This window comes from Serratia nematodiphila DZ0503SBS1 (assembly GCF_000738675.1).
GTDB classification, from domain to species: domain Bacteria; phylum Pseudomonadota; class Gammaproteobacteria; order Enterobacterales; family Enterobacteriaceae; genus Serratia; species Serratia nematodiphila.
In genome coordinates this window covers 1,033,424-1,051,460 of record NZ_JPUX01000001.1, presented here as the reverse complement: position 1 = coordinate 1,051,460, position 18,037 = coordinate 1,033,424, and the positions used below count along the sequence as shown (strand labels likewise).

13 protein-coding genes are annotated in these 18,037 nt (G+C 59.9%); 5 read left to right on the top strand and 8 right to left on the bottom strand.

What is annotated here, in order from left to right; all coding sequences use genetic code 11:
- Nucleotides 1-58 precede the first annotated feature (58 nt).
- Both cysI and cysJ read right to left on the bottom strand, forming a co-directional pair.
- A complete protein-coding gene (gene cysI / locus JL05_RS04735; protein ID WP_033631807.1) occupies nucleotides 59-1,774 on the bottom strand; it encodes an assimilatory sulfite reductase (NADPH) hemoprotein subunit in 1,716 nt (571 codons plus the stop codon).
- Nucleotides 1,774-3,576, bottom strand: a complete 1,803-nt coding sequence (cysJ, locus tag JL05_RS04730; protein WP_015376679.1) for an NADPH-dependent assimilatory sulfite reductase flavoprotein subunit — start codon at nucleotides 3,574-3,576, stop codon at nucleotides 1,774-1,776. Before cysJ ends, cysI begins: the two co-directional genes overlap by 1 nt.
- A 436-nt stretch (nucleotides 3,577-4,012) precedes the next feature.
- Between cysJ and queD the strand changes: the two genes are divergently transcribed.
- Complete coding sequence (gene queD, locus JL05_RS04725) at nucleotides 4,013-4,372, top strand: 6-carboxytetrahydropterin synthase QueD (RefSeq protein ID WP_004932638.1); 360 nt, start codon at nucleotides 4,013-4,015, stop codon at nucleotides 4,370-4,372.
- Between the two features lie 30 nt (nucleotides 4,373-4,402).
- Here the strand turns inward: queD and queE are convergent, their stop codons facing one another.
- Nucleotides 4,403-5,074: a 7-carboxy-7-deazaguanine synthase QueE gene (gene queE / locus JL05_RS04720; RefSeq protein ID WP_033631806.1), complete on the bottom strand. Its 672-nt coding sequence runs from the start codon at nucleotides 5,072-5,074 to the stop codon at nucleotides 4,403-4,405.
- Nucleotides 5,075-5,401: 327 nt separating this feature from the next.
- Here queE and JL05_RS04715 point away from each other — a divergent pair, with 327 nt between their 5' ends.
- The 4 genes from JL05_RS04715 (at nucleotide 5,402) to JL05_RS04700 (ending at nucleotide 11,838) form a co-directional block, all read left to right on the top strand.
- Nucleotides 5,402-6,742 (top strand): MFS transporter, encoded by a 1,341-nt coding sequence (locus tag JL05_RS04715; RefSeq protein ID WP_015376678.1) that lies wholly within the window; start codon nucleotides 5,402-5,404, stop codon nucleotides 6,740-6,742.
- 375 nt (nucleotides 6,743-7,117) lie between these two features.
- The gene (gene hutU, locus JL05_RS04710) at nucleotides 7,118-8,809 is read left to right on the top strand and encodes a urocanate hydratase (protein WP_015376677.1); all 1,692 of its coding nucleotides are present in this window, start codon (nucleotides 7,118-7,120) and stop codon (nucleotides 8,807-8,809) included.
- The gene (gene hutH / locus JL05_RS04705) at nucleotides 8,806-10,341 is read left to right on the top strand and encodes a histidine ammonia-lyase (RefSeq protein ID WP_015376676.1); all 1,536 of its coding nucleotides are present in this window, start codon (nucleotides 8,806-8,808) and stop codon (nucleotides 10,339-10,341) included. Before hutU ends, hutH begins: the two co-directional genes overlap by 4 nt.
- A gap of 102 nt (nucleotides 10,342-10,443) precedes the next feature.
- Nucleotides 10,444-11,838 carry an amino acid permease gene (locus tag JL05_RS04700; RefSeq protein ID WP_015376675.1) on the top strand — a complete coding sequence of 465 codons (1,395 nt, stop codon included), beginning with the start codon at nucleotides 10,444-10,446 and terminating at the stop codon, nucleotides 11,836-11,838.
- A gap of 37 nt (nucleotides 11,839-11,875) precedes the next feature.
- Here the strand turns inward: JL05_RS04700 and JL05_RS04695 are convergent, their stop codons facing one another.
- The 5 genes from JL05_RS04695 to pyrG all read right to left on the bottom strand — a co-directional run bounded on the left by JL05_RS04695 (nucleotide 11,876) and on the right by pyrG (nucleotide 18,006).
- Nucleotides 11,876-13,072, bottom strand: a complete 1,197-nt coding sequence (locus JL05_RS04695; RefSeq protein ID WP_033631805.1) for a methionine gamma-lyase — start codon at nucleotides 13,070-13,072, stop codon at nucleotides 11,876-11,878.
- 30 nt (nucleotides 13,073-13,102) lie between these two features.
- A complete protein-coding gene (locus tag JL05_RS04690; RefSeq protein WP_080347712.1) occupies nucleotides 13,103-13,507 on the bottom strand; it encodes a hypothetical protein in 405 nt (134 codons plus the stop codon).
- Complete coding sequence (locus JL05_RS04685; RefSeq protein WP_033631804.1) at nucleotides 13,504-14,694, bottom strand: NAD(P)/FAD-dependent oxidoreductase; 1,191 nt, start codon at nucleotides 14,692-14,694, stop codon at nucleotides 13,504-13,506. Before JL05_RS04685 ends, JL05_RS04690 begins: the two co-directional genes overlap by 4 nt.
- 297 nt (nucleotides 14,695-14,991) lie before the next feature.
- Nucleotides 14,992-16,287 carry a phosphopyruvate hydratase gene (eno, locus tag JL05_RS04680; RefSeq protein ID WP_004932670.1) on the bottom strand — a complete coding sequence of 432 codons (1,296 nt, stop codon included), beginning with the start codon at nucleotides 16,285-16,287 and terminating at the stop codon, nucleotides 14,992-14,994.
- An 81-nt stretch (nucleotides 16,288-16,368) separates the two neighbouring features.
- Nucleotides 16,369-18,006, bottom strand: coding sequence for a glutamine hydrolyzing CTP synthase (pyrG, locus tag JL05_RS04675; protein ID WP_004932674.1), 1,638 nt, complete (start codon nucleotides 18,004-18,006; stop codon nucleotides 16,369-16,371).
- Between the last annotated feature and the right edge of the window lie 31 nt (nucleotides 18,007-18,037).

The window sequence follows — 18,037 nt, the reverse complement described above, 5'->3', positions numbered from 1 at the left end:
GTCTCTCCTGATACTTGAAATTATCTGTGCGGCCCCTCTGCCCAGGGGCCGCCCGGCCTCACTCCCAGAAATCTCGCGCCGGATCCAGCACCGGTTTGACGACGCCCGCGCGCACGGTGAAGTCACCGAAACCTTCGCCGGCGTTGCGCTCCTTCGCCCAGCGTCCCACCAGCAGATCGATCTCGCTCAGGATCTCATCTTCGTTGATGTTCTCGCGGTACATGCGCGGAATGCGCGTGCCTTCGCGGTTGCCGCCCAAATGCAGGTTATAGCGGCCGACCGCCTTGCCCACCAGCCCCAGCTCCGCCAGCAGCGCGCGGCCACAGCCGTTCGGGCAGCCGGTGATGCGCAGCACGATATGCTCGTCGCCCACCCCATGCCGATGCATAATCCCTTCCACCTTGGTGACAAACTGCGGCAGGAAGCGCTCGGCCTCCGCCATCGCCAGCGGGCAGGTCGGGAACGATACGCAGGCCATCGAGTTCTTCCGTTGCTCGCTGATCTGGTCGTCGATCAGGCCATGATCGCGCGCCAAGGCTTCGATCTTCGCCTTCTCGCTTTCCGGCACGCCGGCGATGATCACGTTTTGGTTCGCCGTCAGACGGAAGTCGCCTTTATGGAGCTTGGCGATCTCCGCCATGCCGGTCTTCAGCGGGCGCCCCGGATAGTCCAGCAGGCGGCCGTTCTCGATAAACAGCGTCAGGTGCCACTGATCGTCTATACCCTTCACCCAACCGATGCGATCGCCGCGGCCGGTGAATTCATACGGCCGGATCGGCGCGAAGGTGATGCCGGCGCGCTTTTCCACTTCGGCGCGGAAAACGTCCACCCCAACGCGCTCCAGCGTGTATTTGGTTTTGGCGTTCTTGCGGTCGGTACGGTTGCCCCAGTCGCGCTGCGTGGTCACCACCGCTTCCGCCACCGCCAGCGTATGCTCGAGCGGAATGTAGCCGAACTCGCTGGCCTGGCGCGCGTAGGTTTTCTTGTTGCCGTGCTCAATGGACAGCCCGCCGCCCACCAGCAGGTTGAAGCCCACCAGCTTGCCGTTTTCGGCGATCGCCACAAAGTTCATGTCGTTGGCGTGCAGATCGACGTCGTTCTGCGGCGGGATCACCACCGTGGTTTTAAATTTGCGCGGCAGGTAGGTCGGCCCCAGAATCGGCTCTTCGTCGGTGGTGGCCACCTTCTCCTGATCCAGCCACACCTCTGCGTAGGCGCGGGTGCGCGGCAGCAGGTGTTCGGAGATCTTCTTCGCCCACTCGTAGGCTTCCTGATGCAGCTCGGACTCCACCGGATTGGAGGTGCACAGCACGTTGCGGTTCACGTCGTTGGCGGTCGCCAGCGCGTCCAGCCCCAAGCGGTTCAGCAGCTGGTGCACCGGTTTGACGTTGCCTTTCAGAATGCCGTGAAACTGGAACGTTTGGCGGTTGGTGATGCGAATGCTGCCGTACAGCGTGCTCTCCTGCGCGAACTTGTCGATGCCCAGCCACTGCTGCGGGCTGATGATGCCACCCGGCAGGCGACAGCGCAGCATCATGGCGTGGCGCGGCTCCAGCTTCTGCTCGGCGCGTTCGGCGCGAATGTCGCGGTCATCCTGCTGGTACATGCCGTGAAAACGGATCAGCAGGAAGTTGTCGCCGTTGAAGCCGCCGGTCAGGCCGTCGTTCAAATCTTCGGCGATGGTGCCACGCAAGAAGTTGCTTTCCTTCTTCATGCGCTCCGCATCGGCCAGTTTGCCTTCGACTACCAAAGGCCCGGGGTGTTTATCACTCATCAGTAAACATCTCGCTGATAACGGCGCTCAAGGCGCAGCTCACTTAAAAATTCATCCGCCTGCTCGGTATCCATGCCACCGTGCTCGGCCACCAGTTCCAGTAATGTGTTTTCCACGTCTTTCGCCATGCGATTGGCATCACCGCAGACGTAAATGTGCGCGCCTTCCTGAATCCAGCGCCACACTTCCGCGCCCTGTTCGCGCAGTTTGTCTTGTACATATATTTTATGTTGCTGGTCACGGGACCAGGCCAGATCGATGCGGGTCAGCAGGCCGTCTTTCACATAGCGCTGCCATTCGACCTGATACAGGAAATCTTCGGTAAAGTGCGGGTTGCCGAAGAACAGCCAGTTTTTGCCGCCGGCACCGTCGGCGTCGCGCTGCTGCATAAAGGCGCGGAACGGCGCGATGCCGGTGCCCGGGCCGATCATGATCACCGGCGTTTCCGGGTTGGCCGGCAGGCGGAAGTTATCGTTGTGTTCGATAAACACCCGCACGTCGCCGTCTTCCTCCAGGCGATCCGCCAGGAAGCCGGAGGCGCCGCCGCTGCGGGCGCGCCCGTCGATGTCGTAACGCACCACGCCCACGGTGATGTGCACTTCGCTTTCGTTCTCCGCCTGCGAAGAGGCGATGGAGTACAGGCGCGGCGTCAGCGGGCGCAGCAGGCCGACCAGCTGTTCGGCGCTCAGATCCGCCGGCGCCTGGCGCACCATGTCGACGATCGGCGTGTTGTGCGCGTACTGCTGCAGCGCGGCTTTATCCGCCAGCAGGCCGATCAGCGTTTCATCGCGCGACAGGGCGGCGTATTTATCGACGATCGGCGTGGTGTTCTGCGTCAGCTCGAAATGGCTGCGCAGCGCTTGCGCCAGCGGCAGGGTTTGCCCTTCCACCTCGACCGGCTCGTCGCCTTTCAGCCACAACAGCTGCACCAGTTCGTCCACCAGCGCCGGATCGTTGTCGAACCATACGCCGAGCGCATCGCCCGGCTGATAGCGCAGGCCGGAGTCGCCCAGATCGATCTCGATATGGCGCACGTCTTTATCCGACGCGCGGCCGGTAATTTTCTGCTTGACCGCCAGTTGGGCGGTGAGCGGCTGTTCCTTGCTGTACGGGCTGCTGTCGATCAGATCGACCGCGCCGCTGGCCAGCACGCCCGGCGCGGCGCTTTCCGCCGGCGCGCGCGCCTTCAGCACCGACACCACCTGTTTGCGCCAGGCGGCGGCCAGTTCCTGGTACTCCACGTCGGCGTCCACGCGCTCCACCAGGCGCTCGGCGCCCAGCTCGGCCAGCTTGCCGTCGAAATCCTTGCCAGACTGGCAGAAATTCTCATAAGAGGTGTCGCCCAGCCCGAACACCGCAAAAGCGGTATCATTCAGCTTCGGCGCCTTTTTCGAGAACAGGAATTTATGCAGCGCCACCGCTTCTTCCGCCGGCTCGCCTTCTCCTTGCGTGGAGGCGACGATCACCAACAGGCGCTCTTGAGCTATCTGCTTGAACTTGTAGTCGCCGGCGCTGATCAGCGTGGCGCTCAGATTGGCGGCCAGCAGATCGTCGCGCAGCTGCTCCGCCAGGCGGCGCGCATTGCCGGTCTGCGAAGCGGAAATGATGGTGATGCCGGCGGCAGCCGCAGGGGCAACAGGCGCAATGGCCACGGCTCCGGGCTGTTGATTGACCATGCCCCAAAAATAACCGGACAGCCACGCCAGCTGCGTCGGCGAATAGTCGCCGATTGTCGCCTGTAGGCGCGCCAACTGTTCGGGCGTCAGCGGGAGCAAAGATGTTGGAGGAGCCTGAGTCGTCATTGCTGTACTTATTTCCTATACTTAGCGCCTTTCCTGCCAGGCGCGCGCCAGTGTCAGTCGCTGTCTCTTCTCTGCGTCGGGTGTGCGGAAAAGATCAGGAGAGTTTGTAAGGTTACCGAGCAGAATAGCAACGATTAAATAAGGGATAGCAATAAATCATAACCAAAATGACTAAGCTGTTTTTCTGGTAAGGGATAACGCTTAAACCGTTAAACAAAGTTTTTTATCCAGATGAAATTAAAGCGCTTTTTTTCATCGTTTTTTCACCGTTCAACATTTCGGCTCATAACCCCAGCCGATAGGTTCCGCAAACACCAAACAAAAAAAGTGTTAAACGGGCGCGTTGACCGTGGCGGTAGACCATAACGGTATAAATGGCAAGCAGACGCGCTTTCCGGTACTATGCGGCGGTTTTTGAGTCAATGAGGCCGTAATAATGGCAACCACGCTGTTTAAAGATTTTCAGTTTGAAGCCGCACACCGCTTGCCGCACGTGCCGGAGGGCCATAAATGCGGCCGTCTGCATGGGCATTCGTTTATGGTGCGTCTGGAAGTGACCGGTGAAGTGGATCCCCACACCGGTTGGGTGATGGATTTCGCCGAGCTCAAGGCTGTGTTTTCCCCGATCTGGGAACGGCTGGATCACCATTATCTGAACGATATTCCAGGATTGGAAAATCCCACCAGCGAAGTGCTCGCCGCCTGGATTTGGCAGCAGCTCAAGCCCCAGCTGCCGGAATTGACGGCGGTGATGGTGAAAGAGACCTGTACGGCGGGATGCGTATATAAAGGTTAAAAGAAAGGGCGCCGCAATGGCGCCCTGATTTTAGGCGATGTTCAGATACTTGTGGGTCTGCATCGACAGCCGCCAATTGCGCGCGATACAGGTTTCAATACACAGACGGGTCGCCTCTTCTTTCTGGCTGATCGGCTGCAGTGCGATAATGCGCGCCTTGTCATCCTGCAACGTCGCCAGCAGCGCATCCAGTGCCTCGATGTCGCGCTCGCGCGCCACCGGATGCTTCACCTCGTCGGCGCGCCGCAGCGCCTGATCCAACACCTTCATGCCGCCGCGCATATTCACCTTGGGCGAAACCGTCACCCAGGTGTTGGCGGAACAGCGAATTTCGTGGGTGCCGCTGGTCTCAATCTGGCAACGGTAGCCGTGCTGTTCGAACAGCTCGGTCAGCGGCACCAGATCGTAGATGCAGGGTTCGCCGCCGGTGATCACCACATGACGCGCGGTGTAGCCTTGCTGACGCATCACCGCCAGCAGCTGCTCGGCGCTGGCATTGCCCCAGGCGTCGCTCTCTTCTGTTTTGACCAGGATCCGTTGCAGGTCTACTTCCCGATGGGCTTCCTTTTCCCAGGTATGTTTGGTGTCGCACCAGCTGCACCCTACCGGGCAGCCCTGCAGGCGGATGAAAATGGCCGGCACGCCGGTGAAAAAGCCTTCGCCTTGCAAGGTTTGGAACATCTCGTTGATCGGGTACTGCATCGGTTTCTCAATCTGGAAAAGTAAAAAACGATTATCGCAGATTCCGGCTCGGCGACCAAACGGCCAAAATTGTATTAAATTTTTTCCTCCGCGCCGCCGCCAGCATATCTCACCGCCAATGGCGTTCATTTAATTTGTTAACCGGTCTTAGGCCTTTCATCCGCGGTGCAACCTGCTCCACAGAAAACAACACGCAGTTAACAAATAAGATAATTATATTTGACATAAAGCGCCGACGCGCAGATGTATATACAAGCAAACACAAGCCGAGCATCAGTTTCGGCCACGTACTATTCATCACGACTACATCTGCGTTTAGAGGGTGCCATGACTCATTCCACCAGCGAGTTAAACATTCAACAGGCCATCGACGACAGCAAGTTTTCGCTGTTTCACTGGACACTGATCATTCTCGGATTCCTGATCCTCGCCATCGACGGTTTCGATACCGCCGCCATGGGCTATATCGCCCCCTCGGTCGCCAAAGACTGGGGCATCGTCAAACAGGATCTGGGGCCGGTGCTGAGCGCCGCGCTGCTGGGGCTGTCGCTCGGCGCGCTGATCGCCGGGCCAATCTCCGACCGCATCGGCCGCAAGCGCGTGCTGGTGTTTTCCTGCCTGTTCTTCGGCCTGTCAAGCCTGGCCACCGCCTACGCCGGCTCGCTCAATAGCCTGACGCTGTGGCGTTTCCTCACCGGCCTCGGGCTGGGAGCGGCGATGCCCAACGCTATCACGCTGATCTCCGAATACGCGCCGCAGCGCTGCCGTTCGCTGGCGATCAATACCATGTATTGCGGCTTTCCGCTGGGCGCGGCCGGCGGCGGCGCCATTTCATCGTGGCTGATCCCGAGCTACGGCTGGCACAGCGTGCTGTTGCTCGGCGCCATTGCGCCGCTGGCGTTGACGGTGTTGCTGATCCTGCTGCTGCCGGAATCGGTCAAATATATGGTCAACCGCGGGCAGGATGCGGCGAAGATCAAACGCATCGCGCAACGCTTCGTCAGCCAGAGCCTCGACGGCGTGACGCGTTTCTACCTGTATGAAGAGAAGCTGACGCAGGCCAAGACCAGCGTCGGGCTGCTGTTCAGCCGCCCTTACCTGCTCGGCACGCTGATGCTGTGGGTGACCTACTTCATGGGGCTGGTGATCTACTACGTGTTGCTGAGCTGGATGCCGATCCTGATGCAGGGCTTGGGCTATCAGCTGGAACAGTCGGCGATGCTCACCTCGCTGTTCACCTTCGGCGGCACGCTGGGCATCCTGGTGGCCGGCTGGCTGATGGACCGCTGGAATGCACACAAAGTGGTCTCGAGCGGCTTTGTCGTCACCGCCCTGCTGATCGTGGCGATGGCCACCGAAGACAAGCAGATCGTGCTGCTGGGCGCCTTCATCTTCCTGATGGGCGTCACCATGAACGGCGCGCAGTCCGGGCTGCAAACGCTGGCGGCCACCTTCTACCCGACCCACAGCCGCGCCACCGGCATCGCCTGGATGCAGGGCATCGGCCGCTTCGGCGGCGTCGCCGGCACCATGATGGGCGCCCAACTGCTGGCGATGCAGTGGGAAGTGCAGAGCATCCTGATGTTCCTGTGCGTACCGGCGCTGATCGCCGCCATCGCCACGGTGTGCAAGATGAGCCGCAAGCCGATGCTGCAACCGGCCGCCTGAGCCTGGCAAGCCCGTCCACGGCGGGCTTTCTTGCCGCGGTGATAGGGCTTGTTTATCCTCCGCCGCCAACTGTAATCAGTCTGTAAAAATATTGTGACTAGCCGCCCAAAAATGAGTCAACTTTAATTCATTTTTGCCGAACAGCTCACTTTTCTCCGGCTTTTCGCACATGAAACCGGCAACAAAAAATCGCATATCAACCTGATATAAAAAGAAAATAACTTTTTCTTATGCCACTTTTCAGCGGCAACTGGTCAGTGTTGCATATGCTTGTACATACAAGTATATGTTAATAAGCCCTACGCATTGTTATGCCGTGGTACTCATCCCCACCGCGGCATGGAATCTGCACCGATACTGTTTGAGGAAACTGCTGTGACTACAAATAACAAAGTTCGCAATGTCGATGTACGCGCGCCACGCGGCACACAATTAAACGCAAAAAGCTGGCTGACCGAAGCGCCGTTACGCATGCTGATGAACAACCTCGATCCTGAAGTTGCGGAGAACCCACATGAGCTGGTGGTGTACGGCGGCATCGGCCGCGCCGCGCGCGACTGGGATTGTTACGACAAGATCGTCGAAACCCTGAAAACGCTGGAAGAAGACGAAACCCTGCTGGTGCAGTCCGGCAAGCCGGTCGGCGTATTCAAAACCCACAGCAACGCGCCGCGCGTGCTGATCGCCAACTCCAACCTGGTGCCGCACTGGGCGACCTGGGAACACTTCAACGAACTGGACGCCAAAGGCCTGGCCATGTACGGCCAGATGACCGCCGGCAGCTGGATCTACATCGGCAGCCAGGGCATCGTTCAGGGCACCTATGAGACCTTCGTCGAAGCGGGCCGCCAGCACTACGACGGCAGCCTGCAGGGGCGCTGGGTGCTGACCGCCGGTCTGGGCGGCATGGGTGGCGCGCAGCCACTGGCCGCCACGCTGGCGGGCGCCTGCTCGCTGAACATCGAATGTCAGCAGAGCCGCATCGATTTCCGTCTGAAAACCCGCTACGTCGATGAGCAGGCCAAAGATCTGGACGACGCGCTGGCCCGCATCAAAAAATACACCGCCGAAGGCAAAGCCATCTCCATCGCCCTGTGCGGCAACGCGGCGGAAATCCTGCCTGAGCTGGTGCGCCGCGGCGTGCGCCCGGACATGGTCACCGACCAGACCAGCGCCCACGATCCGCTGAACGGCTACCTGCCGAAGGGCTGGAGCTGGGAAGAGTATCGCCAGCGCGCCCAGACCGAGCCAGCCAAGGTGGTCGCCGCCGCCAAGCAGTCGATGGCCGATCACGTCAAAGCCATGCTGGCGTTCCAGCAGATGGGCGTGCCGACCTTCGACTACGGCAACAACATTCGCCAGATGGCGAAAGAAACCGGCGTCGACAACGCCTTCGACTTCCCAGGCTTCGTGCCGGCCTACATCCGTCCGCTGTTCTGCCGCGGCATCGGGCCGTTCCGCTGGGCGGCGCTGTCCGGCGATCCGCAGGACATCTACAAAACCGACGCCATGGTGAAAGAGCTGATCCCGGATGACGAACACCTGCACCGCTGGCTGGACATGGCGCGCGAGCGCATCAGCTTCCAGGGCCTGCCGGCGCGCATCTGCTGGGTTGGCCTCGGCCAGCGCGCCAAGCTGGGCCTGGCGTTCAACGAGATGGTTCGCCGCGGCGAACTGTCCGCCCCGATCGTCATCGGCCGCGACCACCTGGATTCCGGCTCCGTTTCCAGCCCGAACCGTGAAACCGAAGCGATGAAAGACGGCTCAGATGCGGTCTCCGACTGGCCGCTGCTGAACGCCCTGCTGAACACCGCCAGCGGCGCCACCTGGGTTTCCCTGCACCACGGCGGCGGCGTCGGCATGGGCTTCTCCCAACACTCCGGCATGGTGATCGTCTGCGACGGCACCGATGAGGCCGCCGAGCGCATCGCCCGCGTGCTGCACAATGACCCGGCTACCGGGGTCATGCGTCACGCCGACGCCGGCTACGATATCGCTATCGACTGCGCCCGCGAGCAAGGCCTGAACCTGCCGATGGTTGCCGCGACCCAAGGAGAAAAAGCATGAAAGCGCTGACTATTCGCCCGGGCAAACTGACGCTGGCTCAGCTACGCGACGTCTATCAACATCCGGTGACGCTGACGCTGGACGACAACGCCTACGGCCCTATCCAACAGAGCGTGGCCTGCGTGGAGCGCATCGTTGAAGAAAACCGCACCACATACGGCATCAACACCGGGTTTGGCCTGCTGGCTTCGACGCGCATCGCCCGCGACGATTTGGAAAATCTGCAGCGCTCGATCGTGCTGTCACACGCCGCCGGCGTGGGCGAGCCGACCGACGACAATCTGGTGCGCCTGATCATGGTGCTGAAGATCAACAGCCTGTCGCGCGGCTTCTCCGGCATTCGCCTGGAAGTTATCCAGGCGCTGATCGCGCTGGTCAACGCCGAAGTCTATCCGCATATTCCGCTGAAAGGCTCCGTCGGCGCCTCCGGCGACCTGGCGCCGCTGGCACACATGAGCCTGGTGCTGCTGGGCGAAGGTAAGGCACGCCATCAGGGCCAATGGCTGCCGGCGACCGAAGCGCTGGCCAAAGCCGGCCTGAAACCGCTGACGCTGGCGGCGAAAGAGGGCCTGGCATTGCTGAACGGCACTCAGGTCTCCGCCGCCTTCGCGCTGCGCGGCCTGTTCGATGCCGAAGATCTGTTCGCGGCCGCGACCGTGGCGGGCAGCCTGACGGTGGAAGCCGCGCTGGGCTCCCGCAGCCCGTTCGATGCGCGTATCCACGAGGTGCGCGGCCAGCGCGGCCAGATCGACGCCGCCCTCGCCTACCGCCACCTGCTCGGCGCGCGCAGCGAAGTCTCCGACTCGCACCGCAACTGTGAAAAAGTGCAGGATCCTTACTCCCTGCGCTGCCAGCCGCAGGTCATGGGCGCCTGCCTGACGCAGATCCGTCAGGCCGCCGAGGTGTTGGAGATCGAAGCCAACGCCGTCTCCGATAACCCGTTGGTGTTCGCCGAACAGGGCGACGTGCTGTCCGGCGGCAACTTCCACGCCGAACCGGTGGCGATGGCCGCCGATAACCTGGCGCTGGCATTCGCCGAAATCGGTTCGCTGTCCGAGCGCCGCATCTCGCTGATGATGGACAAACACATGTCGCAGCTGCCGCCGTTCCTGGTGGAGAACGGCGGTGTGAACTCCGGCTTCATGATCGCTCAGGTCACCGCCGCAGCGCTGGCCAGCGAAAACAAAGCGCTGGCGCATCCATCAAGCGTCGACAGCATTCCGACCTCCGCCAACCAGGAGGACCACGTTTCCATGGCGCCGGCCGCCGGCCGCCGCCTGTGGAACATGGCGGACAACGTGCGCGGCATTCTGGCGGTCGAGTGGCTGGCCGCCTGCCAGGGCCTGGATTTCCGCAACGGCCTGAAGACCTCGGAAGGTCTGGAGCAGGCGCGCCGTCTGCTGCGCGAGCATGTCAGTTTCTACGACAAGGATCGTTTCTTCGCCCCCGACATTGAAGCCGCCAGCCAACTCTTGGCGGCCGGTCACCTGACATCGCTGCTGCCTGCGGCGCTGCTGCCTAGCCAGGCATAATCATCACATACTGAATCACGCAGTTTGTTCTGCCCCGCCGGGTGCGTTCCACCCGGCGCGGGCAGCGCGTGCCTGTTCGGCAAACACTTAACGGGAAGCAACATGCGTAACGAAACGACACAACTCAGACGCGGACTAAACGCGCGGCATATCCGTTTCATGGCTCTCGGCTCGGCGATCGGCACCGGCCTGTTCTACGGCTCCGCCGGCGCCATCCAGCTGGCCGGCCCGGCGGTGCTACTGGCCTACCTGGTGGGCGGCGCGGCGGTATTCATGGTGATGCGCGCGCTGGGCGAAATGGCGGTGCACCAGCCGGTTTCCGGCTCGTTCGGCCACTACGCCAGCCACTATCTCGGCCCGCTGGCCGGGTTCCTCACCGGCTGGACCTACACCTTTGAAATGGTGATCGTCGCCCTGGCGGACGTCACTGCCTTCGGCATCTATATGGGGCTGTGGTTCCCGGACGTCGCCCAGTGGGTCTGGGTGCTCAGCATCATCCTGTTTATCGGCGCGCTCAACCTGTGCAGCGTCAAGGTTTTCGGCGAGCTGGAGTTCTGGCTGTCGCTGGTCAAGGTCGCCGCCATCGTGGCGATGATCGTCGGCGGCGCGGCGGTAATGCTGTTCGGTTTCGGGCAAGCCCAGCACGCCACCGGCATCAGCAACCTGTGGCAGCACGGCGGCTTTATGCCTAACGGCATCGGCGGCGTGGTCGCGTCATTAGCGGTGGTGATGTTCGCCTTCGGCGGCATCGAGATCATCGGCATCACCGCCAGCGAGGCGAAAGACCCCGCCAAAGTGCTGCCGAAGGCGATCAACGCCGTGCCGGTGCGCATCCTGCTGTTTTATGTGCTGACGCTGACGGTGCTGATGGCGATCTATCCGTGGAACAGCATCGGCCAGAACGGCAGCCCGTTCGTTGAGATCTTCAGCAACCTCGGCATCAGCTCCGCCGCCAACGTGCTGAACGTGGTGGTGATCACCGCGGCCATTTCGGCCATCAACAGCGACATCTTCGGCGCCGGCCGCATGATGTACGGCATGGCGCAGGACGGCCAAGCGCCGCGCAGCTTCACCAAGCTGACCGCCAGCGGCGTGCCGTGGATGACGGTGCTGGTGATGTCGGTCGCCCTGCTGCTGGCGGTGGTGCTCAACTACCTGATCCCGGAGAAGGTCTTCATGATCATCGCCTCAATCGCTACCTTCGCCACCGTCTGGGTGTGGCTGATGATCCTGCTGTCGCAGATCGTCATGCGCCGCACGCTGTCGCCGGAGGAAACCCGTCAGTTGAGTTTCCCGGTGCCGTGGTGGCCGGTGGCGCCGGCATTGGCGACCGCCTTTATGGCGTTCGTCATCGGCCTGCTCGGCTACTTCGAAGAGAGCCGCATCGCCCTGTATGTCGGGCTGGTGTGGATCGCGTTCCTCACCGCGGCTTACTGGCTGTGGGTGCGCAAAAAAGGCGGCGGTTCGCCGGTGACCACAGCGACGCAACAGATGTAACGCTCGCTTCGGCTAAAACCCGCTGCGGCGGGTTTTTTTATTGCGCCTGCGCCAGCGCCTGCAGGATATCCGCCTGCAGATCGTCAAACGCCTCCAGCCCGGCGGACAGCCGCACCAGCCCCTCGCTGATGTGGTGCCGTTTCCGCTCTTCAGGCGTGTAGGCCGAGTGCGTCATGCTGGCCGGGTGTTGCGCCAGGCTTTCGCAATCGCCCAGGCTGACCGCGCGCAAGATGAGCTGCAGCGCATTGAGGAAGCGAATGCCTGCACACAGGCCACCCCGCAGCTCAAACGCCAGCATGCCGCCGGGGCGCGCCATTTGCCGCTGCGCCAACGCATGCTGAGGGAAGTTCGCCAGGCCGGGGTAATATACCCGCTCGACCGCCGGATGCTCCGTCAGCATCTCCGCCAGGCGCTGCGCATTATCGCAATGACGATCCATGCGCAGCGGCAAAGTTTTCATCCCACGCAGCACCAGCGCGGCATCCTGCGCCGACAGTACCGCCCCATTCATGTCCTTTAGCCCCTCCAGACGGATCGCCTCGGCCAACGCCTGACGCGTCACCGCGATCCCGGCCAGGAGATCGCCGTGCCCGCCGAGGTACTTGGTCGCCGAGTGCACCACGATATCGGCGCCTAGCGCCAAAGGCCGCTGCAGATAGGGCGTACAGTAGGTGTTGTCCACCAGCAACAGCGCATGATGCCGATGGGCGATCTCCGCCACGGCGGCGATATCGATCAAACGCATATTGGGATTGGCCGGCGTTTCGCAATACACCAGGCGGGTACGCGGTCCAATGGCCGCCGCCAACCGCTCCGGCCGGGTCAGATCAACGTGGGTTATCTTGACGCCAAAGCGCGCCAGACCATGATGAAAGTAGCTGAAGGTGCAACCATAGACGGTTTCGTCGACAATCAGCTCATCACCCGGTCTGAGCAGCGTCCAACAACACGCGGTGATCGCCCCCATACCGGAAGCGAACGCCACCGCAGCTTCCCCTTCCTCCAGGTTGGCGATGCGTTGCTCGAGCAGGTTTAACGTCGGGTTGGCGATACGCGAATAAAAGTACCCCGGCTCGGTGCCGGCAAAGCAGGCGCCGCCGTATTCCGCCGTGGGAAAAGCAAACGTAGAGCTCATAAACACCGGCGGAGACAGTGCCCCCTGATACCGCTGAGGATCGTAGCCGTAATGAATAGCCCGGGTGGCAAAGTCGTGGCCAACTGCTGTAGCGGACATAACACAACTCCTTACCTGAGTGGGTGAAGCTTAATTCGACGATTCATCTGACAGGGCTGACGGCAACGCGCTGTCTCGCGTGCGCTGGCCGATGATTTGTAAAGTACGCAGCAGCAGCGTTAACCCCAGCAGGGTATCCGGCTGCTTCAGCAAGGCGTACAGCGCGCGAAAACTGGCCGGTGGAGGATTCAACTGCAGCTCGCTGTGCGCCATCTGCAGCGCCGTTCCGCCTTCCCAGCCGAGGGTCACCAAACCTTCAAAGACGCCGGCCAGTTTCTCCACCAGCGCGTTGTCGGCAATATCCACCACGTCCGACAGCAGCGACAACAGATCGACCACGTTATCCAACCGGCCACCCGCCAGTAGCGGCTGCAGTTTCTCGAGCAACGCCGCCAATGATTGCAGGTCAGCCGCATGCACCGTGCTTCCCGTCATAGCATCCCCCTTACCGTGGCCCAGTAAAGGCCGCGGTTAAACCCATTGCGCAGCATGCCGCCCACCTTGGTGGCGGGCGTCGGCAGCACGTCGTGACGGTAGTCGTACACCAGCGGCATGCCGGCATTCAGCCCCATTTGCGCGACCGCCTGCACCTTGCCGTCATAATGGCTCACGGTTTGGCCCAGCCGCATTTCCGCCACGATGTTGTCGGCAATGACCGGCGCCTGATTATGGCAAGAGCCGCCGGCCTTGCTGACCGGCAAATCCACGGTATCGCCTATGACATACACGCCCTGTTGGCCGTAGACCTGCAGCGTTTGATGATCGGTCGGCAGCCAGCCTTCACCGTTTTGACTCTCGCTCAACCCGGTATTGCGCACCGCCTCGACTGCGCGAATCGGCGGCGTTGCCATCAGAATGTCGAACGGCTGCTCTTCCCCCTCAGCGGAATAGGCGATGTTACGTTGGGCGTCTACCCGGCTGAGGGTAAACCCACGCTGGTGGAGAATGTCACGTGCGGCAAAAATGGCGGGTAGCGCTTCGCCTGTCGGGCGCTGTAAAAACAGGCAGTTACGCAAGAGTTGAGAAATGGTCGGATAGGTGTACACAATCTCTACCGCCTTGCGCACGCCGCGCCGCCGCAGGTAGTCATCCAGCATCAGGGTGGTTTCGATCGGGGCGATACCGCACTGGTGGGGCACGTTGGGCGTTTCAGGGAAGGACACGGTGATGAAAATGCGGCCTTTCTCGATCGTCGCCAATTTATGCGCTAACCGCCTGGCGGCCTGATACTGGTAAAAATGATCGCCCGCCTGCGCCAATCCTTCGATGCGCTCTGGCCAGGGTACGCAGCCGGTGGCGAAAACCAGAAAATCATAGGAATAAAATTTACCGCTTTGCGTCGCTATACTTCGCTGTTTTAAATCGAAAGATTCCGCTTTATCAATAATAAACTGTATTTCGGGCCGCAATAAACTCCGCTGTGAGCGCGTGAGCTCTTGCTTGAAAAAAGCATTGAACGCCACATACATAAACGCCGGTTTGTAATAATGCAGCGGTGAATCCGATATCATTAATAACTCGACTTTATTATTAATAATTTCCCGGTGTAATTTTGCGGCCAATAAATTGGCCAGGATGGTGCCGCCGGTTCCACCGCCGACAATGATGATTCGTTGTCGCATCAAGCCCTCGCTCAACCGGCCAGCAAGCCGGCAGTATTAAGGTATGGTGATGATGAAGGTCCACGGCAGAACGGCGAAAATAAACTGCCTTATTGGCAGTCTAGTAACGAATAGTTATAAAGCAAACAAAATGGGAATATAAAATAATCGCGTTTACTATCTTTAATGAAATTATCGGGTTAAACAAAACCACGCTTTCAATGAAAAACTTATTATTAAACTGACAATCATCACGAATTTAAAACATAAAAAAACCCGCCGCGGCGGGTTTTTATTTAGCAACCGAATCGGTCGAACTTACTGGCCTTTAACTTCTTTCAGGCCGTTGAACGGCGCACGGTCACCCAGCGCTTCTTCGATACGGATCAGTTGGTTGTACTTGGCAACGCGGTCAGAACGGCTCATGGAACCGGTTTTGATCTGACCAGCCGCAGTCCCTACCGCCAGGTCAGCGATGGTCGCGTCTTCGGTTTCACCGGAACGGTGAGAGATCACCGCGGTGTAACCGGCGTCTTTCGCCATCTTGATAGCTGCCAGGGTTTCGGTCAGAGAACCGATCTGGTTGAACTTGATCAGGATGGAGTTAGCGATGCCTTTCTCGATGCCTTCTTTCAGGATCTTGGTGTTGGTCACGAACAGATCGTCGCCAACCAGCTGGATTTTGTCGCCCAGTACTTTGGTCTGGTAAGCGAAGCCCGCCCAGTCGGATTCATCCAGGCCGTCTTCGATAGACACGATTGGGTACTGTTTGGTCAGCTCTTCCAGGAAGTGAGTGAACTCTTCGGAAGTGAAGGCTTTGTTACCTTCGCCGGCCAGCACGTATTTACCGTCTTTGTAGAATTCGGAAGCCGCGCAGTCCATCGCCAGAGTGACGTCTTTGCCCAGCTCGTAGCCCGCCGCTTTTACCGCTTCAGCGATAACCGCCAGCGCTTCGGCGTTGGAACCCAGGTTTGGCGCATAGCCGCCTTCGTCGCCCACGGCGGTGTTCATGCCTTTGGCTTTCAGAACTTTCGCCAGGTGGTGGAACACTTCAGAACCGATGCGCACCGCTTCTTTCAGGGTCTTCGCGCCAACCGGCTGAATCATGAATTCCTGAATGTCGACGTTGTTGTCAGCGTGCTCGCCGCCGTTGATGATGTTCATCATCGGCAGTGGCATGGAGAATTTGCCTGGGGTGCCGTTCAGTTCAGCGATGTGCTCGTACAGCGGCATGCCTTTAGAGGCTGCGGCCGCTTTCGCTGCTGCCAGGGAAACCGCCAGAATGGCGTTGGCGCCGAAGTTGGATTTGTTCTCGGTGCCGTCCAGCTCGATCATGATCTTGTCGATGTTCGCCTGGTCTTTGGCATCTTTACCCAGTACTGCCTGAGCAATCGGACCGTTTACTGCAGCAACGGCTTTCAGTACGCCTTTACCCAGGAAACGAGACTTGTCACCGTCACGCAGTTCCAGCGCTTCGCGGGAACCGGTAGAAGCACCTGACGGCGCAGCAGCCAGGCCGACGAAACCGCCTTCCAGATGAACTTCGGCTTCAACAGTCGGGTTACCGCGGGAGTCGATGATTTCACGACCGATGACTTTAACGATTTTGGACATTAGGTTTTCCTCAGTACAAGTTAAACTAAAACTCCAGACAAACAGCGCGCGGTTCTCACCGCGCGCCGCCTACCAAATATGTTATTTCACCTGGCGCTTCTGATGCTCGCCAGCGGCTTTCACGAAGCCGGCGAACAGCGGATGCCCATCACGCGGCGTAGACGTAAATTCCGGGTGGAACTGGCAGGCTACAAACCACGGGTGATTCGGCAGTTCAATGATCTCGACCAGCTTGTTGTCGGCGGAACGACCGGCGACACGCAGCCCTGCGGCTTCGATCTGCTTCAACAGCATGTTGTTAACTTCGTAACGGTGACGGTGACGCTCGACAATGGTCGGTTCGCCGTACAGCTGGCGCACCAGGCTGTTGTCGCTCAGGTTGCACTGTTGGCCACCTACGCGCATCGTGCCGCCCAAATCGCTTTCTTCGCTGCGCACTTCGACGTTGCCGTCTTCATCGCGCCATTCGGTGATCAACGCCACCACCGGGTACTTACAGTCTGGCATAAACTCGGTGGAGTTGGCGTTCTCCATGCCGGCCACGTTGCGAGCGAACTCCATCAACGCCACCTGCATGCCCAGGCAAATGCCCAGGTAAGGAATGTTGTTCTCGCGGGCATAGCGCGCGGTCATCACTTTGCCTTCCACGCCGCGGTAACCGAAGCCACCCGGGATCAGGATCGCATCCAGCCCTTTCAGCACTTCCACGCCGCGGGTTTCCACGTCCTGCGAGTCGATCAGCTTGATGTTCACGGTCAGACGGTTTTTCAGCCCGCCGTGCTTCAGCGCTTCGATCACCGACTTGTAAGCGTCCGGCAGCTCAACGTATTTGCCGACCATACCGATGGTCACTTCGCCGCCCGGATTGGCTTCTTCGTAAATCACCTGTTCCCATTCGGCCAGGTTGGCTTCCGGCGCGTTCAGGCTGAATCGTTTACAAATATAATCGTCCAGCCCCTGAGATTTCAATAGGCCTGGGATTTTATAAATAGAATCAACGTCTTTCAGAGAGATAACCGCTTTTTCCGGCACGTTGCAGAAAAGCGCGATTTTAGCGCGTTCGTTAGCAGGAACCGCGCGATCGGAGCGGCAAATCAGCACATCAGGCTGAATACCGATGGAAAGCAGCTCTTTTACGGAATGCTGGGTCGGCTTGGTTTTCACTTCGCCCGCCGCCGCCATGTACGGCACCAGCGTCAGGTGCATGTACAGTGTGTGCTCGCGGCCCACTTCCACCGCCATCTGACGGATGGCTTCGAGGAACGGCAGCGATTCGATATCGCCGACGGTGCCGCCGATTTCCACCAGCACCACATCGTGGCCTTCGCCGCCTTCGATGATGCGCTCTTTGATCGCGTTGGTGATGTGCGGAATGACCTGCACGGTCGCGCCCAGATAGTCGCCGCGGCGTTCTTTACGCAGCACGTCTGAGTAGATGCGGCCGGTGGTGAAGTTGTTGCGACGCGACATCTTGGTGCGGATGAAGCGCTCGTAGTGACCCAAATCCAGATCGGTTTCTGCGCCGTCTTCGGTGACGAAAACTTCCCCATGCTGAATCGGGCTCATGGTGCCCGGATCCACGTTGATGTACGGGTCCAGTTTCATGATGGTAACGTTGAGGCCACGGGCTTCAAGAATAGCCGCCAGAGAGGCTGCGGCAATGCCTTTACCCAGAGAGGATACGACCCCGCCGGTCACAAAAATATAATTAGTTGTCATGCTGAACCTGAGAGTTTAGGTTTAAAGACGA

Bases quoted from the DNA above. Each gene is read 5' to 3' on its own strand.
- JL05_RS04715 (WP_015376678.1), top strand. From the start codon at position 5,402: ATGACTCATTCCACCAGCGAGTTAAACATTCAACAGGCCATCGACGAC.
- JL05_RS04700 (WP_015376675.1), top strand. From the start codon at position 10,444: ATGCGTAACGAAACGACACAACTCAGACGCGGACTAAACGCGCGGCAT.
- queD (WP_004932638.1), top strand. From the start codon at position 4,013: ATGGCAACCACGCTGTTTAAAGATTTTCAGTTTGAAGCCGCACACCGC.
- JL05_RS04695 (WP_033631805.1), bottom strand. From the start codon at position 13,072: ATGTCCGCTACAGCAGTTGGCCACGACTTTGCCACCCGGGCTATTCAT.
- queE (WP_033631806.1), bottom strand. From the start codon at position 5,074: ATGCAGTACCCGATCAACGAGATGTTCCAAACCTTGCAAGGCGAAGGC.
- JL05_RS04685 (WP_033631804.1), bottom strand. From the start codon at position 14,694: ATGCGACAACGAATCATCATTGTCGGCGGTGGAACCGGCGGCACCATC.
- cysJ (WP_015376679.1), bottom strand. From the start codon at position 3,576: ATGACGACTCAGGCTCCTCCAACATCTTTGCTCCCGCTGACGCCCGAA.
- cysI (WP_033631807.1), bottom strand. From the start codon at position 1,774: ATGAGTGATAAACACCCCGGGCCTTTGGTAGTCGAAGGCAAACTGGCC.
- pyrG (WP_004932674.1), bottom strand. From the start codon at position 18,006: ATGACAACTAATTATATTTTTGTGACCGGCGGGGTCGTATCCTCTCTG.
- hutH (WP_015376676.1), top strand. From the start codon at position 8,806: ATGAAAGCGCTGACTATTCGCCCGGGCAAACTGACGCTGGCTCAGCTA.
- eno (WP_004932670.1), bottom strand. From the start codon at position 16,287: ATGTCCAAAATCGTTAAAGTCATCGGTCGTGAAATCATCGACTCCCGC.
- JL05_RS04690 (WP_080347712.1), bottom strand. From the start codon at position 13,507: ATGACGGGAAGCACGGTGCATGCGGCTGACCTGCAATCATTGGCGGCG.